Below are 17,520 nucleotides of genomic sequence, written 5' to 3'. Positions count from 1 at the left end.
TCAGCCAAACCGGCCCAGGCTACTTAGGCACCGCGCAGTCAATACTGGCCGTGCCGGACTAATGTAGAGGACATGACTGAGGTGAAAGCAGGATCCTGCGCCGTTGTAATTGTTGCCGCCGGTTCCGGGCAGCGGCTGGGCTACGGTGTCCCCAAAGCTCGAGTGCCGTTGGCCGGGCAGCCCATGGTGCTCCTCGCTATTCGAGGAGTGATCAAGACAGGTGTCGCTGCGCAGATTTGTGTAGCCATTCCACCTGATGACCCCCAATTGCTCACCATTTGCCAGACTGCCGCTGCGGAAGCGCAGGCCAAGGGCATCGTTTTCAGTGTGGTTGAAGGCGGTGCGGAACGTTCGGATTCGGTCGCCGCGGCCTTGGCCAGCATTGCTGAAGGCGTCACGACGATCATGATTCACGACGCCGCCCGGCCGCTGACGCCGTCGGGTGTCTTCAACCGCGTAGCAGCAGCCCTGAGAGACGGTGCGAAGGCTGTCATCCCGGCACTTGCCGTGGTGGACACCATCAAAACCGTGGCCCCGGCAACGCTGCCAGCGACTGGCGCTGGCGTGGAAAAAGTGGTGGGCACCCCCGCGCGCAGCGTGTTGCGTGCTGTCCAGACTCCTCAGGGATTTGATCTGGACACCCTCCGCCAAGCTCACGCTCACGCACTGACGCTCAGCGATGACGAGCTGGCGGCCATCACTGACGACGCCATGCTGGTGGAAGCCCTTGGCGAGGAAGTGTTCGTGGTGCAGGGATCAACGCACAGCCTGAAAATTACCTCGCCCACCGATCTTTTGGTGGCCGAGGCGCTGCTGGAAGGGCCACTTCGCCCACGATGGATTGAAGGCTAAAGACCATGATCTTGCCCCGCACAGGCATCGGCGTCGACACACATGCCTTCGCCGCGGATGATTCCCCCGCTCCGCTCTGGCTCGCAGGATTGCTGTGGGAAGGCGAGCGCGGACTCAGCGGCCATTCCGACGGCGACGCCGTAGCTCACGCAGCTGCCGACGCCCTGTTTTCAGCAGCGGGAGTGGGCGATCTTGGCACTCACTTTGGCACGGACCGCCCCGAATACGCGGGCGCCTCCGGCGTTAAATTGTTGGGGGAGGCGGCCCGGATTGTGCGCGAAGCAGGTTTTGAGATTGGCAATGTTGCCGTTCAACTCATTGGCAACCGGCCTAAGTTTTCACCCCGCCGCCGCGAGGCAGAAGTAGCTCTGAGCATTGCTGCGGGCGCCCCGGTGTCCGTCAGCGCCACCACCTCCGACGGGCTGGGATTTACCGGCCGAACCGAAGGCATTACAGCCATTGCCACCGCTCTGGTCATCCAGCGCGAGCACACCGCATCGGCCCGACGGGATACCCTAGAGCCGTGACCCTGCGATTCCATGACTCCGCCACTGCCGCCATTCGCGACTTCGTCCCGCTCAAAGAGGGGCAGGTTTCGCTGTATTACTGCGGCGCCACGGTCCAGGGCGAGCCGCATATTGGCCACGTCCGATCCGCGCTTGCCTTCGACCAGCTGACGCGCTGGCTGCAAAGCAGCGGATATGACGTCACAGTGGTCCGCAATGTGACAGACATTGACGACAAGATCCTGGTCAAGGCCGCCGAGAACAACGAGCCCTGGTGGGGACTGGCCTACCGCTTCGAGCAGGCGTTCGCTACCGCCTACGAGTCGTTGGGTATTCAGAAGCCCACCTACGAGCCGCGCGCCACCGGCCATATCCCCGAGATGCACGCCCTCATTGCCACGCTGATTGAGCGCGGCCACGCCTACCCGGCACTGGATGATTCCGGCGACGTTTACTTTGATGTGCGTTCTTGGAAGCAGTACGGCTCCCTGACGCACCAGAACATTGATGACATGCAGGCAGCGCCCGACGCCGATCCCCGGGGCAAGCGCGATCCCCGCGACTTTGCGCTGTGGAAGGGTCATAAGCAAGGCGATCCGGAGACTGCTCGGTGGGAATCCCCTTGGGGCGCCGGCCGCCCCGGGTGGCATCTGGAGTGCTCGGCCATGGTCACCAAGTATCTCGGCACCGAGTTTGATATTCACGGTGGTGGTCTGGATCTGCGCTTCCCGCACCACGAAAACGAGATGGCCCAGTCGCAGGCTGCCGGCCACGGCTTCGCCAACTTCTGGATGCACAACGGCATGGTCACCTACCAGGGTGAAAAAATGTCCAAGTCCATCGGCAACACCATCAACCCGCGCGAAATGCTCGAACTCGCCCGTCCTCTTGTGGTCCGCTACTACCTGGGCCAGGCACACTACCGCTCGGTCTTGGATTACCGTCCGGGCTCGCTCACAGAGGCCGCGGCCGCCGTCGACCGCATTGAAACGTTTGCCAAGGCAGCTCTGGCCCAGCTCTTCCCCGGGAACGATTTTGGCTACATAGGTACCCGTCCGGAGGCGTTTGTTAGGGCCATGGATGACGACCTCAATGTTCCGGCAGCGCTTGGGGTATTGCATGAAACGGTCCGTGCGGGCAACACCGCATTGGCCGCGGGGGAGAAGGACGCGCTACAGGATGCGTTCCTGGCTGTCATGGGCATGACGGATGCGCTGGGCATCAACCCGATGGACCCCAAGTGGCGGCAGGGCAGTGGCTCGGAGGCAGAGCTGACGGCGTTGGACGTGCTCATCAAGGCACAGCTCGAAGCCCGTGCGCAGGCCCGGACGGAGAAGAACTGGGCCGAATCGGATAGGATCCGCGAGCTGCTCGCAGCGGCCGGCGTGGACGTGGCCGACACAGCAAACGGTGCCACCTGGTCCCTGAAGAAGTAACCCTCCGGACGCCGCATCACTTTCCGGCCGTTTTTGATGGACGCCGCACCACTTTCCGGCGGTTTTTGTTGGACGCTGCATCACTTTCCGGCGGTTTTTGTGCAACGCTGCATCACTCGAAGGCAATTTCGCCAGACGATCGCATTCTCGCGGCGGGTCCAGCGGTGAGACGTACCACTTTTGCGCCCATTTACCACAGGATTTGCTTCGAGGCCGTAAGCTATTAGCTACGGGTATGTTGTTTCCCGTTATGAAGCGTGCCAAAAATGTGCTCGCTGTCTGATTTGTTTGACGAACTTCGGGGCCAGCACAGGGCACCGCACCAATCGTAAGGGTTTTACCATGGCCAACACTCCCCGTTCCGGCGCCGTCCGCAAGCTCAAGAAGGGCCCCGTCAAGGGCACGGGTGGGCTCGGTCGCAAGGCACTCGAGGGCAAGGGCCCGACCCCTAAGGCTGCAGAGCGCACCTACCACAAGGCGTACAAGAACCAGGAGCTGGCCGAGCGTTCAGCCGCTAAGCGCGGCGCTGGCACCAGCGCCTCACCCCGCCGCAACAGCGGCCCCAAGGGCAAGGCCACCGAAGAGCTCGTGACGGGCCGTAATTCGGTTGTTGAGGCACTGCGCGCCGGCATTCCCGCCAAGGCACTCTACGTTGCTGTCCGCGTCGACATGGACGAGCGCGTGCGCGAATCCATCAAACTCGCCACCGAGCGCGGCATCCCGTTGCTGGAAGCCCACAAGCCGGAACTGGACCGTCTCACCGAAGACGCCATCCACCAGGGCCTGGTGCTGCAGATTCCTCCGTACGAGTACGAGGACGCCGTAGACACCGCCAGCGAGATCATCGCTAAGTGGAAGAAGGGACACATCGCTAACGCGCCGCTCATCGTGGCCCTGGACGGCATCACCGATACCCGCAACCTCGGTGCCATCATCCGAAGCGTTTCGGCGTTCTCCGGCCACGCAGTGATCGTGCCCGAGCGCCGCAGCGCCGGTGTCACGGCTGCCGCTTGGAAGACCAGCGCCGGTGCCGCCGTGCGCGTCCCCGTTGCTAAAGCTCCCAACCTGAACCGTGCCATCGGCGCGTTCCAGAAGATGGGCTTCTTTGTTCTAGGGCTCGACGGCGACGGCGACGTTTCGCTTCCCAAGCTCGGTTTGGCGCAGGAACCGGTCTGCATCGTGGTTGGCTCCGAGGGTAAGGGCTTGTCCCGCCTGGTCCGCGAAAACTGCGACCAGATTGTTTCAATTCCGATTGACTCGGCCATGGAATCCCTCAACGCCTCCATGGCAGTGGGCATCACACTGTACGAAATCTCGAAGCAGCGCTCGGCCTAACGCTAGCCATGCCTATCACTGTCATTGAGGCCATCAGTACCTTGGGGGCGGCTTTGTCGCGCCACTATCCTTTGGGCGTTAGCGCCATTCCAAGGGAACATGGGCCGGATATGGCCAACGTGGCGGTGTACTCACCGGCATTCCATGATGTAGTTCTGTGCTTCCAGCCGCCAGGCGGCGGTTGGAAGGCAGTGCTTCTGGCGGACAAGACCGACGGCGTGCACCACGGCCTGGTAGAAAAGATGCCGGCCGGCACTCGCTACGGTTTTTACACGGATTTAGGGGCCACTCAGGAAGAAATGCTCCTGATTGATCCCGTTGCCGTGCAGCTTTTACTGGACCCGTACGGCCGGTACATCGATGAGCAGACGGATGCGCAGGGTGTAACCCGCTACCTTTCGGTGCGCATGGATGAGGAATTCGACTGGGGCACAGTCCAACGCCCCAACACGCCGTGGCGCGAGACCGTCTTTTACGAAGCCCATGTGCGCGGGCAGACCATGTTGCACCCGGATGTTCCCGAAGATATTCGCGGGAGCTATGCCGGTATGGCCCACCCCGCGATGATCAAGCATTTGGTGGATCTGGGGGTGACCGCCGTCGAACTTTTGCCGGTGCACTTCCATATTGACGAACCGCACCTGCACGGCACCGGCATGACTAATTACTGGGGCTACAACACCCTGGGATTCTTCGCCCCGCACGTGCAATACGCCAGCGCCGCGGCGCAGGCAGCCGGTCCGCAGGCGGTGCAGGCTGAACTCAAGGGCATGATCAAGCTGCTGCACATGGCGGGCATTGAAGTGATCCTCGATGTGGTCTACAACCACACCGCCGAGGGCGGTTCCGGCGGCCCGTCGTACAGTTGGCGCGGGCTCGCCGAAGAGCAGTACTACCGTATGCGTGATGGTCACTATTTCGACACCACCGGCTGTGGCAACACCCTAAACTTCGGCAACCCTCACGTCATTAAAATGGCCATGGATTCTCTGCGTTACTGGGTTGAAGAGTTCCACATTGATGGTTTCCGCTTTGACCTCGCCGTCTCACTGGCACGCGATGGAGAGCACGCCTTCAACAACCAGCACCCGTTCCTGCTCGCAGCGGCTACCGACGGTGTGTTGGCCTCCACCAAGCTCATTTCTGAGCCGTGGGATGTTGGTTACGGCGGCTGGCAGACAGGGAATTTCCCCACCGGCTGGGCCGACTGGAATGATTCCTTCCGCGACAATGTCCGGGAAGTGTGGCTCACCGACCGGGCCGCCATGCTGGCTGGCTACCACCACCAAGGCTTGGCCAAATTCGGTGATGCATTGGGCGGATCGGCGGCGATGTTTGCTGCCTCAGGGCGCAGCCGCATGGCCACTGTCAACTTGATCACGGCCCATGACGGCTTCACCTTGGCCGATCTCACTGCTTATAACCACAAGCACAATGAAGACAACCAGGAAGATAGCCGCGACGGAACCAACAACAATCGCAGCTGGAACCACGGCGTTGAGGGCATCACCAACAACCCCAACACCTTGGACCAGCGCGCCCGGACCAGCCGTAATCTGATGGCCACCATGCTTCTGGCCCTCGGCGTGCCCATGATCACCGCGGGCGATGAGATTGGCCGCAGCCAGGGTGGAAACAACAACGTCTACTGCCAGGACAATGAGATCGCCTGGGTCGATTGGACCATGGACGACGAGGCCAAAACCATGCTCGCGGCCACCTCGCGACTCTTGAAGATCCGCAAGGATTTCCTGGCCGCGCAGCCCAGCAGCTACCCCACCCGTGGCGGGCAGTCGTTCATCCACTGGTACGGTGCCGACGGTGCTCCCATGACGCCCGAGCGCTGGGGCAACCCGCACGAGCGTGTGCTGACCATGCTGATGGGTTCCCCGGACGGCGCGGTTGATGGGCTCATCGTCTTCAACACCGGCATCACCGATGAAGACGTGGTGCTCCCCGCGAACCCGCGCTTCAGCGAGCCGGACGCTGATCCCAAGGCGGCTCCCGACACTGAGGTTGCCGTCGCGCCGCGGCCCTACATGTTGCGCATGACCACGGAGTCACCGACTCAGATGGACGACGGCGAACCCACCTTCGCGCTGTCCCGTTCGCAACAGCTGGTCGAGCCTGGGAACGCCGTGCGCGCCAGTGCGAATACCGTCCAGATCTTCCGAAACGATCTCACCGCCCGCTAATCCCCGCCCGCTCCCGCTGTGTGGATCGCGAGCGATCCACACAGCGGGTCCCTGGCGGGCGTGGGCCCTCCACCGGCTCCCACTGCTCGCAGGCTCGCAGCGGGGCCCTCGCTGGCGTGGGCCCAACGCAATCGGGCGGACAATCCGGTCGCACCGGCTCCCACTGCTCGCAGGCTCGCAGCGGGTCCCTCGCGGGCGTGGGCCCAGAGCAGCCGGGCGGACAAAACAGATCCGGCCCGGCGAACGCCGGGCCGGATAGTGAGCACGGATTTTTCGGCGAGGAACGAGCCCCAAAAAATCTTTCTGCGAGCGGCGGACCCGGCGGTAGCCGGGCCGGACCAGCGCCGAAACGCGCTTAAGCCGTGGTGATGAGCGCCAATTCAGCCGGGTTTGCCAGCGCCGTATGGCGGGGGAGCACCTGGATGCCGTAGCCAAAGTCGCCGGAACGGTCGATCAGCAGATCGGCGGCGTATTGGAATCTTCCGCCGCCGTTATCCTGCACCGAGTCAAGCGCAAGGGTTTGCGTTGAGCTCAGATCATCCGATTCGCCTGCCGTGCCGTACACCACGTTGACTTGGACATCGGCTGGGTTCAAGGTGCCCAACATGATGTGGGCACGGACCTGCAGGGTCTCGCCAATTTGCGGCTCGTCGTTGAGTCCGTGGGACTCCACGTGTTCAACGCGAACCTCGTGCCAGGCCGGGCGAACCCGATCAATCCACGCCGCCAGTTCACGCACGGATGCGTAGCTGTCGGCCCGGGCAAGCCTTCCAGCAACAGCTGCCGGCTGGTACAAACGCTGCACGTACTCGGCAACCATGCGGTTGGCCGAGACAGCCGGCCCCAGGTGGGCGATGGTGTGCTTGATCATGGAAATCCAGTGCGAGGGCAGTCCGCCGTCGTGCGGTTGGGACGGTCCTGCAGCCCCTGCAGCAGCAGCCACCACTTCGCCGTAGAAGCGCGGCGCAACTTGAGTTTCCAACAATTCGTACAGGGCGGCGGCCTCGATATCGTCGCGTTCCGTTTCGCCTGCCCCGGTATTGGCCGTCGGGATCGCCCAGCCGTTTTCGCCGTCGTACAGTTCATCCCACCAACCATCCATGACGGACAAGTTCAGCGAGCCGTTGATGGCGGCCTTCATGCCGGAGGTGCCGCACGCCTCGAGCGGGCGCAGCGGATTGTTCAGCCAGACGTCACAGCCGGGGAACAGCGTGCGGGCCATGGCGATGTCGTAGTTGGGCAGGAAGATGATCCTGTGGCGTACCTCGGGATCATCGGTGAACTGCACCAGATCCTGGATCATTTTCTTGCCGGCGTCGTCAGCGGGGTGCGATTTTCCGGCGATGATGATCTGGATCGGGTGCTCCGGGTGCAGCAGCAGCGCCTTGAGCCGGGCGGGGTCGCGCAGCATCAAGGTCAGGCGCTTGTAGGTCGGGACGCGGCGGGCAAAACCAATGGTCAGCACGTCCGGATCCAAGACAGAATCAGTCCAGGCCAGCTGGGCATCGGCCGCACCGCGCTTCTTCCACGACGAGCGCAGTCGGGCTCGGGCATCCTCCACGAGCGCCTCCCGCAGCCGCCGGCGCATAGCCCACACATCGGCGTCGCTCACGTCATACACCTTGGACCAATCCGGGCCATCCACCACCTCGGCGCCAAAGCGTTCCCGGGCCAACGCGGCCAGCAGCGGGTCAATCCAGGTGGGCACATGCACGCCGTTGGTGACGGAAGTGATGGGCACATCAGCCTCATCGAATCGTGGCCACAGCCCGGAGAACATGCCGCGGGAGACCACGCCGTGTAGCTTCGCCACACCATTGGCGCGCTGTGCCAGTCGCAGCCCCATGACGGCCATGTTGAAGACGCCGGAATCGCCGTCGTCGTAATTTTCCGCGCCCAAGGCGAGGATTTCGTGGACCGGAACGCCCGGTGCCAAGGAGCCCGCGAAAAAGTGCTCGATCATGCTGCGCGGGAACCTGTCAATGCCCGCCGGCACGGGGGTGTGCGTGGTGAACACGGTCGACGCGCGGCCAGCAGCCAGCGCCTCGCGCCATGACAACGGTTCCGGTGTGATGGCCGGGTCCATGAGTTCGCGGATGCGTTCGATCCCGAGGAAGCCTGCGTGGCCCTCATTGGTGTGGAAAACTTCCGGCGCCGCGGTTCCTGTGAGGCGGGCGTGGACGCGCAACGCCTTGACCCCGCCCATGCCCAACAGCAGTTCCTGCGTCAAGCGGTGATCGCCGCCGCCGCCGTACAGCCGGTCGGTGACGCCACGGGCGGCGTCGTCGTTCTCGGCCACGTTTGAATCGAGCAACAGCAGGGGCACCCGGCCCACATCCGCCCGCCAAACATGTGCGCGCAGCATCCGGTGATCCGGCAGCGGGAGGTGAATCTGCACGGGCGTGCCGTCCTCCTCACGCAACAGGGTCAGCGGTAGGGCGTCAGGGTCAAGCAGCGGGTAACTTTCCTGCTGCCAGGCGTCCTTGGACAACGACTGCTTGAAATAGCCGGCCTGGTAAAGAAGTCCCACGCCAATCAGCGGGACACCCAGGTCGGAGGCGGATTTGAGGTGGTCGCCGGCCAGGATGCCGAGTCCGCCGGAGTACTGCGGCAGGACCTCGGTGATGCCAAATTCGGGGGAGAAGTAGGCGATGCATTCGGGCGCATCGGAGCCCAGAGTTTGGTACCAGCGCGGCTCAGACAGGTATCGGTCCAGACTGCTGGCCGCAGCGCTCACGCGGGCCACCACCTCCGGATCTGCCGCCAGTTCCTGCAGCTGGGCACGGGACAACGAGGAGAGCATGGCAAGCGGATCGCGGCGGGATTTTTCCCACAGCTCCGGGTTGAGGGACTCGAACAGGGAACGGGTGGGGACATGCCAGGACCAGCGGAGGTTGGTGGCCAACCGGGTCAATGCGGAAATCTGCGCGGGAACAGCAGTACGGACAGTGAATCTGCGGATTGCCTTCATGCCGGTCACACTAGCCCACCCCCGCAGCGACTCGACAGTAACTGTGGCAATTTCCCGGCTTGTTACGCCGGCTCTGACACGCACACAGCGCCGTCCGCGCGGCAAATCCGTCCCCGTGTGACGGAGCAACGCGCCTAAATGGCGGCCGACCTTCGCAATCCGGGCCGGGAGTCGCTAACGTTCATTTTGTGAGTACTTCTAAGCCTTCGAGAAATGTGCCCGCCACCGCCGCCGGAAGCGCTGCCGTGCCTGCCGCCGCGTCAACACCAAGAAACAGTACGACGTCGGCCACCCCGACTGCCGCTATGCCTGCGACTGCCGCTGTGCCTGCCTCCGCTCCCGCGGATCCGCAACAGGGCCTACGCTTTGGCAGAATTCCCATCACCAACGTCCAGCCCGTGCTTGAAGACGGAAAATTCGCAGCGAAGGCCATCCGCGGCGCCGATGTCCGGGTCAGCGCCGTCATCTTCCGCGAAGGCCACGATGCTTTGGGCGCCACAGCAGTCCTGCTGGCACCGGATAATTCTGTGGCCCAACGCGCCAAAATGACCCCTGGTGCCAAAGGCACAGATTCCTGGGAAGGCGTGCTGACCCCGGCCTTCGAAGGCAACTGGAATTTTGTCATTGAAGGCTGGACTGACATGTATGCCACATGGGCCCACAATGCCCAAGTGAAAATCAACGCCGATGTTGACGTCGAGGTCATGCTGGCCGAAGGTGCGCTGCTTCTGAGCAGCGCAGCCAAAGCAGCCAAAGCCACCGCGCCAGACGCCGCCAGCGTGTTCAAGCAGGCATCGCGCACCTTGGCAGATTCGTCCCTGAACACCAATGACCGCTTAGCCGGCGGCACAGGCAAAGAGGTACGTGCCGCCGTCGAACGTTTCCCGCTGCGTGATCACGTGACGGCAAGCCGGAAATACCCGCTGCAAGTAGAGCGAGACGCTGCCGGTCGAGGCGCCTGGTACGAATTCTTCCCGCGCTCGGAGGGGGCGCGGCGGAATCCCGAGACGGGGGAGTGGACCAGCGGTAATTTCCGCACGGCACGCAACCGGCTCCCCGCCGTCGCGGCCATGGGTTTTGACGTGGTGTACCTGCCGCCCATTCATCCCATCGGAACCATCAACCGCAAGGGTCCCAATAATTCTCTGGTGGCCGGACCCGCCGATCCGGGATCGCCGTGGGCCATCGGCTCGGCGGATGGCGGTCATGACGCCATCCATCCGGATCTGGGATCGCTAGAGGATTTTGCGCAGTTCGTGGCAGCCGCCAAGGACTTGGATCTGGAGATTGCCCTGGATTTGGCGCTGCAATGCGCCCCGGATCATCCTTGGGCCACAACCAATCCGGAATGGTTCACCACCCGGGTGGATGGCACCATTGCGTATGCGGAAAACCCGCCCAAGAAGTACCAAGACATTTACCCCCTGAATTTTGACAACGATCCGGCCGGGCTCAGTAATGAGGTTCTGCGCATTGTTCGCTTGTGGATCGAGCGCGGGGTGCGAATTTTCCGTGTCGATAACCCGCACACCAAGCCGGTCTGGTTCTGGGAGTGGCTCATTGGAACCATCAATGCTGAGCGTCCGGATGTGGTGTTCCTTGCTGAAGCCTTCACCCGTCCGGCCATGATGGCGGCGCTGGGCCGGGCTGGTTTCCAGCAGTCGTACAGCTACTTCACGTGGCGCAACACCAAGGAAGAACTCGAAGAGTATCTGGTGCACGTGAGCCGCGAATCGGCCGGGTACTTCCGTCCCAATTTCTTCGTCAATACCCCGGACATCCTCACCGAATACCTGCAGTACGGCGGGCCGGCCGCGTTCAAGATTCGAGCCATTCTCGCCGCCATGGGCAGCCCGTTGTGGGGCATGTATGCCGGCTATGAACTCTACGAACACGTGGCCCGCCCTGGCTCCGAAGAGAACATTGACAATGAGAAGTATGAGTACAAGGACCGGAACTTTGCTGCAGCAGAAGCTGCGGGGAAGTCGCTGGCCCCGTTTGTCACGCTGCTGAACACCATCCGCCGGGCACACCCATCACTGCTGGATCTTCAAAATCTTAGCCTGCACCAAAGCTCCAATGATGCCGTCTTGGTTTTCAGCAAACACAAGAACATTGCCGCCACAGCAAGCGAACCGGCCCGCAAGGACACCATCATTGTGGTCATCAACGTGGACCCGCACAGCATGCGGGAAGGCGAAGTGACCCTTGACCTGGATGCGTTGGAGCTGGACGGGCTGTCCCCGGATGGCACATTCCTTGTGGAGGACCTGGTCACGGGAGCCACGTGGAACTGGGGCAAGAAGAACTACTTCCGCCTCGATGCTCACCTCGAACCGGCACATATCCTGCACATTAGGAGATGACCCATGGCTTTCCCTCGTACCAATAGTGCGCCGCAGTTCAACTTGAACGCGCCCGGGTTGGCTCACGACCCCCATTGGTACCGGAAGGCCGTCTTTTATGAAGTACTGGTGCAGAGCTTTGCCGATGCCAATGAGGATGGGGCGGGGGACTTCTCCGGACTGATCTCCCGCCTGGATTACTTGCAGTGGTTGGGCATCGATTGCCTATGGCTGCCCCCGTTCTTCGATTCACCCCTGCTCGACGGCGGCTACGACGTGCGCGATTTCACCTCTGTCATGGAAACCTACGGCACCATCCTGGACTTCAAGTCTCTGGTGACCCAGGCGCACGAACGCGGCATGCGGATCATCATTGATCTGCCCATCAACCACACCTCTGACCAGCATCCGTGGTTCAAGGCGTCGCGGGAGCACCCGGATGGTCCGTTTGGTGACTATTACATGTGGAGTGACACGACCGAGCTGTACCAGGACGCCCGGGTCATCTTTGTTGACACGGAAGAGTCCAACTGGACCTTCGATCCCATCCGCCGTCAATTCTTCTGGCACAGGTTCTTCAGCCACCAGCCGGATTTGAATTTTGCGAATCCCGCCGTTCGGGACGCCATCTTTAACGTGGTGCGCTTCTGGATGGAGCAGGGCATCGATGGCTTCCGCGCCGACGCCATTCCGTATCTGTTCGCCGAGGATGGCACCAACTGCGAGAACCTGCCGCCCACCCACCAATTCCTGCAGGATTTGCGTGCCATGGTCGACGCCGAGTTCCCGGGCCGGGTGATCATCGCTGAGGCGAACCAAATGCCTCACGAAGTGGTGGACTACTTCGGCACGGAGGAAAACCCGGAATGCCACATGGCGTTCCACTTTCCCATCATGCCCCGGCTCTACTACGCGCTGAGGGACCAGAAAGCCGCGCCCATTGTTGAGACCATGGCCAACACCCCGTCCATCCCGCGCGGTGCCCAGTGGGGAACGTTCCTGCGAAACCACGACGAGCTGACGCTGGAGATGGTGACCCCGTCCGAGCGCGAGGCCATGCTGGGCTGGTACGCCCCGGATTCACGCATGCGGGCCAACATTGGCATCCGGCGCAGGCTGGCACCCTTGCTGGATAACTCTCGCGCCGAGATTGAGCTCATCAACGCCCTCCTGCTGGCACTGCCAGGGAGCCCGTTCCTCTATTACGGTGATGAGATTGGCATGGGGGACAACATCTGGCTTGATGACAGGGATGCCTCACGCACGCCCATGCAATGGAACCCGGATAGAAACGCCGGCTTTTCCAATGCGGACCCGGGTAAGCTCTTCCTCCCCGTGGTGCAATCGTTGGTGTACCACTACAACCATGTCAATGTTGAGGCGCAGACGGCCCACTCCAGTTCGCTGCTGCACTGGAACAAACAGATCCTCAAGATCCGCAAGGCCCACCCCGCTTTTGGGCTGGGGCGCTATGACAACGTGGAAACCTCCCATGAATCCGTGTTGGCCTTCCTGCGCGTGTTGCCCGTGGGCAATGCCGAAGGGGAGGCGCCCGAGATTATCTTGTGTGTCTTCAACTTGTCTCAGCACCCATCCGCGGCCACGCTCAACCTGCTAGGGCTTGCCGGCCGCGGCTTGCGTGACGTCTTTGGCGGCGACATTTTCCCTGGCATTGACGACGGCGGCCACCTCACCTTGACGCTGGGGTCCTACGACTTCTTTTGGCTGCGCGTGCGCTCCCAATCATCCAACGCCCTTTCCACCCAAACGCAGGCCCTGCCGGTGATTGACGGATCGGAGTTCGGATACTGATGGCGGACACGCTCGAGGAACTCTTGGCGCACTGGCTCCCGCGCCAGCGCTGGTACCCCCGCAAAGGTGATTCGGCGCACGATGATCAGGTGGTCATTGACGGTGAGCTGCAACTGCCGTCTGCGAACCCGGCGGTTCGGTTCCGCGTGCTGTTTGTCAGGGTGGGGCCGTCGGATTCCAGCCTCCTGCTCCAAATTCCCCTGAGCCTGCACTCGCCTGAGCAACTAGAAGGCACGGGCGTGCTAAAAAATAAAGCGCCGCATCAGGCTGGATTTATAGGCCGGGTGGCGGGTGTCAGCGTGTATGACGGGCTGGGGGACCGGGCATTCTTGCAGGCATGGCTGGATTTACTGGATGATTCCCTTCAAAGCGACGTTTCAGCCGCTACTTCCTCTGCCACGTCCGCCGCTGGCGCTACGTACGCGAACTCTGGAGCTGGCACTGATACTGCCGCCGCCGCGGCGGGTCTGCGCAGCTGGGTGCATCCGGAATGGGCGGATCTGAACTCGGCTGGATGTGGGCTGGGCGCGGTCTCCAAGGTTCGCGTGGTGGGGACAGAGCAGTCCAACACCTCCGTAATCTTTGAGCTCGATGGTCGGCCCGTGATTGCAAAAATTTTCAGGGTCTTGCACCCCGGGGATCATCCAGAGCGCGAAATTGGCGCGGCGCTTGCTGGCCTGCCAGGTGGTCGCCGTATTCCTCAGGTGCCCTCGTTGCGACTGGCGGTGAAAACCAGCCTGAAAGACACCACGTTGTTCGTGGTCCATGACTTTGTGCCTGCGGCTCTAGATGGCTGGACGGTCGCTTTAGCGGCCATTGCCGAGGGAGTGGATTTCTCGCTACGTGCCCACGGCATCGGGGAGACCTTGGCGCATGTCCACCGTGGATTGGCAGAAAGTTTGGGCACCCATGACCAAGATGCGGCCAGCACCGTCAGCTACATTGACTCCCTCAGCGCGCGGCTGCGGGCCAGTTGGGACCTAGTGGGATTCGCCGTCGGGCCCTATGGGCAACAACTAGAAGACGTTTTAGCGCGACTGAACCAAATAACTTTTCTCCCGCCGTTGCAGCGAATCCACGGTGATCTGCACCTAGGCCAGCTCCTTCACCAAGCCACGGCCGGTGACGATGCGGGCTGGTATGTCCTGGACTTTGAGGGCGAACCGTTGCGTCCACTGGCAGAGCGCAGCCGTGCCGACGTGGTGTTGCGCGACGTCGCGGGCATGCTGCGCTCCTTCGACTATGCAGGAGCGCAGGCCACGGCCACCGGAACAACGTCCCGTGCTGCAGCGGCCGTTTGGGTAGAAAACAGTAGCACTGCATTTATTGCCGGATATGACAGCGCATCCGGCGGCAGAATTGACAAGGATTCTGCGCTTTTCATGGCATTGTGGCTGGATAAGGCGCTGTATGAGATTGCATATGAACTTCAAAACCGGCCCGATTGGGTCTGGGTGCCGGTAAACGCCGTGCGGGAATTGTTTGAAACAAGAGAAAGTGGTGTGGACGTGGGACTTAATAAGCTGGCCCCGATGGCAGTCGACGCGGAAGTCTTGGCGCGAATTTCCGAGGGCACCTACTACGCCCCGCACTCAGTGCTGGGTGCGCATTTGGGTGGTGAGGGTTTTGCCACCGTCCGTACTTTGCGGCATCTGGCAAAGTCGGTGCAAGTGGTGACAAACTCCGGTGAATACCCCATGACCCACGAACACGGTGGCATCTGGGTTGCCGTCGTGCCCGTAGAGGACTCGGGGAAGGTGCCCGATTACCGCTTGGACGTTGGATATGCCGATGGGCTCCTCCGCTGCGATGACCCGTACCGTTACCTGCCCACGGTGGGGGAACTGGATATGCACCTCATTGCCGAGGGCCGGCACGAAACGTTGTGGACTGTTCTTGGCGCGCGCGTTCAGCGATACCACTCTGAGCTGGGCGATGTCGCTGGGGTCAGTTTCGCGGTTTGGGTTCCTGGCGTGCAGGCTGTGCGCGTCATTGGTGGCTTCAATAGCTGGGACGGGCGCGCCCACGCCATGCGTAGCCTGGGTGGCAGCGGCATCTGGGAATTATTCATCCCAGACATTGCAGCTGGTGAATGCTACAAGTTTGAGATCCTCACTGAGAACGGGCAATGGCTGCAAAAGGCTGACCCCATGGCGTATGGCACCGAAGTGCCACCCTTGACGGCGTCGTGCGTGGTGGAATCCACATACTCCTTCAAGGACGGCGACTGGATGGCGCGGCGGGCAAAATCGGATCCGCACAACGCTCCTATGAGCGTCTATGAGGTTCATCTGGGTTCCTGGCGGCCGGGCCTGAGCTACGAGCAGCTCGCCAAAGAGCTTGTTGAATATGTGCAGTGGCTGGGCTTCACTCACGTTGAGCTCATGCCAGTTTCGGAACACCCTTTTGGTGGGTCATGGGGTTACCAAGTCACCTCCTACTACGCGCCGACCTCGCGGTTCGGTCACCCCGATCAATTTCGACACCTAGTTGATGCGCTGCACCAGGCCGGCATTGGCGTCATTATGGACTGGGTGCCGGCACACTTCCCTAAGGACGAATGGGCGCTGGCCAAATTCAATGGTGTGGCACAGTATGAACATTCCGATCCTCAGCTGGGCGAGCACCCGGACTGGGGCACCCTGATCTTTGACTTCGGCCGCAATGAGGTGCGCAACTTCCTCGTTGCTAACGCCCTGTACTGGTTTGAGGAATTCCACATCGACGGCTTGCGTGTAGATGCAGTGGCGTCCATGTTGTACCTGGATTACTCGCGTGAAGACGGAGCATGGAGCCCCAATCGCTTTGGCGGCAGGGAAAACTTGGAAGCCATCAGCTTCCTGCAGGAAATGAATGCAACGGCTTACCGGCGCAACCCCGGAATCGTCACCATTGCCGAAGAATCCACCGCTTTCCCCGGAGTTACGGCACCCACCAGCGGCGGCGGGCTGGGCTTTGGCATCAAGTGGAACATGGGCTGGATGCACGACTCGCTGACGTACATGGCGGAGGATCCGGTCAACCGTGGGTGGCACCACAACCAAATCACCTTTTCGTTGGTGTACGCCTTCACGGAAAACTTCATGCTGCCCATCAGCCATGACGAAGTGGTGCATGGCAAGGGATCCCTATTGCGCAAAATGCCGGGGGATCGGTGGCAGCAGCTGGCCAACCTGCGTGCATACCTGGCCTTCCAGTGGGCGCATCCCGGCAAGCAGCTGATCTTCATGGGGACTGAGTTCGGCCAAGAATCCGAATGGAGTGAACAGCACGGGCTGGATTGGTGGCTGGCGGAGAACCCGTCCCATAGCGGTATCCAGGAACTAGTCAAAGATCTGAACCAAAGCTATGCCAGCACCCCTGCGCTGTATGAGCTGGACAACGTATCCGCAGGCTTCACATGGCTCAACGGCGGCGACACGGAAAATAACGTACTTTCCTTCATCCGGTGGGACAAGGCCGGCAATCCGCTGGTGTGCATCATCAACTTTGCCGGGGTTGCTTATGAGGGATACCGGGTGGGGGTGCCATCGCTTGGTGCGTGGAAGGAAACCTTTAATACAGACCTTTCTGCCTATGGCGGCTCTGATGTCCGCAACGTGGGTGATCTGCAGGCCGAAGCAGAGCCGTGGGATGGCCAGGACGCTTCAATGCGCCTGCGAATTCCGCCCTTGGGAGCCCTGTACTTGACCCTGAGTGACCCCACTGGCCGCTAGGATCCGTACATCTGTTAGACACCTGCCCGTCGTTTTGTGTTTACGGCGGGCAGGTGCTATTGTTAGTACTCCGCTGAACGAACGGTTCGGATCCGGAATAGACCAAACTACTTGACCTTGAAATATAGGCTCGATGGTTTGTGTTCAAATGAAAGTTTGAATTCAGTCGAAATTACGGATTTGACGTCGTGTAATTCATGCGGGTAAGTTTGAAAAGTTGCCTCGGCACTGATCGTCACGGACTGTTTGGTTTGTGTATGTGTTGGCTGGGTGTGGTTGTTGTTTGAGAACTCAATAGTGTGCCAAGTTTTATTGATACCAATTTATTTATATTGAATTGGTTATTTGGTTG

General features: G+C 61.3%; 9 protein-coding genes. 8 read left to right on the top strand and 1 reads right to left on the bottom strand.

Translation table 11 applies throughout. The features are described 5' to 3' along the window. Window positions 1–72 precede the first annotated feature (72 nt). The 5 genes from ispD (at window position 73) to glgX (ending at window position 6,324) form a co-directional block, all read left to right on the top strand. Window positions 73–852 (top strand): 2-C-methyl-D-erythritol 4-phosphate cytidylyltransferase, encoded by a 780-nt coding sequence (gene ispD, locus CXQ93_RS12090; protein ID WP_104110702.1) that lies wholly within the window; start codon window positions 73–75, stop codon window positions 850–852. A gap of 5 nt (window positions 853–857) precedes the next feature. After that, the gene (gene ispF / locus CXQ93_RS12085; protein WP_104110701.1) at window positions 858–1,379 is read left to right on the top strand and encodes a 2-C-methyl-D-erythritol 2,4-cyclodiphosphate synthase; all 522 of its coding nucleotides are present in this window, start codon (window positions 858–860) and stop codon (window positions 1,377–1,379) included. Beyond that, window positions 1,376–2,794 carry a cysteine--tRNA ligase gene (gene cysS / locus CXQ93_RS12080; protein ID WP_104110700.1) on the top strand — a complete coding sequence of 473 codons (1,419 nt, stop codon included), beginning with the start codon at window positions 1,376–1,378 and terminating at the stop codon, window positions 2,792–2,794. Before ispF ends, cysS begins: the two co-directional genes overlap by 4 nt. A 342-nt stretch (window positions 2,795–3,136) precedes the next feature. After that, complete coding sequence (gene rlmB / locus CXQ93_RS12075) at window positions 3,137–4,129, top strand: 23S rRNA (guanosine(2251)-2'-O)-methyltransferase RlmB (RefSeq protein WP_104110699.1); 993 nt, start codon at window positions 3,137–3,139, stop codon at window positions 4,127–4,129. An 8-nt stretch (window positions 4,130–4,137) separates the two neighbouring features. Further along, window positions 4,138–6,324: a glycogen debranching protein GlgX gene (glgX, locus tag CXQ93_RS12070; RefSeq protein ID WP_104110698.1), complete on the top strand. Its 2,187-nt coding sequence runs from the start codon at window positions 4,138–4,140 to the stop codon at window positions 6,322–6,324. A 355-nt stretch (window positions 6,325–6,679) separates the two neighbouring features. Here glgX and glgP read toward each other — a convergent pair whose 3' ends face one another. After that, window positions 6,680–9,295 carry an alpha-glucan family phosphorylase gene (glgP, locus tag CXQ93_RS12065; protein ID WP_181036145.1) on the bottom strand — a complete coding sequence of 872 codons (2,616 nt, stop codon included), beginning with the start codon at window positions 9,293–9,295 and terminating at the stop codon, window positions 6,680–6,682. 305 nt (window positions 9,296–9,600) lie between these two features. Between glgP and CXQ93_RS12060 the strand changes: the two genes are divergently transcribed. From CXQ93_RS12060 to glgB, 3 genes are read left to right on the top strand one after another with little or no spacing between them, the layout of a single operon-like run. Further along, entirely contained in the window at window positions 9,601–11,661 is a 2,061-nt protein-coding gene (locus CXQ93_RS12060; RefSeq protein ID WP_104110696.1) for an alpha-1,4-glucan--maltose-1-phosphate maltosyltransferase, read from the top strand. 3 nt (window positions 11,662–11,664) lie between these two features. Then, complete coding sequence (treS, locus tag CXQ93_RS12055) at window positions 11,665–13,452, top strand: maltose alpha-D-glucosyltransferase (protein WP_104110695.1); 1,788 nt, start codon at window positions 11,665–11,667, stop codon at window positions 13,450–13,452. Further along, the gene (glgB, locus tag CXQ93_RS12050; protein WP_104110694.1) at window positions 13,452–17,168 is read left to right on the top strand and encodes a 1,4-alpha-glucan branching protein GlgB; all 3,717 of its coding nucleotides are present in this window, start codon (window positions 13,452–13,454) and stop codon (window positions 17,166–17,168) included. The genes treS and glgB overlap by 1 nt, the downstream gene beginning before the upstream one ends. The last annotated feature ends 352 nt before the right edge of the window (window positions 17,169–17,520 follow it).

It is taken from the genome of Arthrobacter sp. N199823 (assembly GCF_002929705.1).
In the GTDB taxonomy this organism is placed as follows: domain Bacteria; phylum Actinomycetota; class Actinomycetes; order Actinomycetales; family Micrococcaceae; genus Specibacter.
Note: the sequence above shows the minus strand (reverse complement) of the source record. Positions and strands in the feature narration are given on the sequence as shown.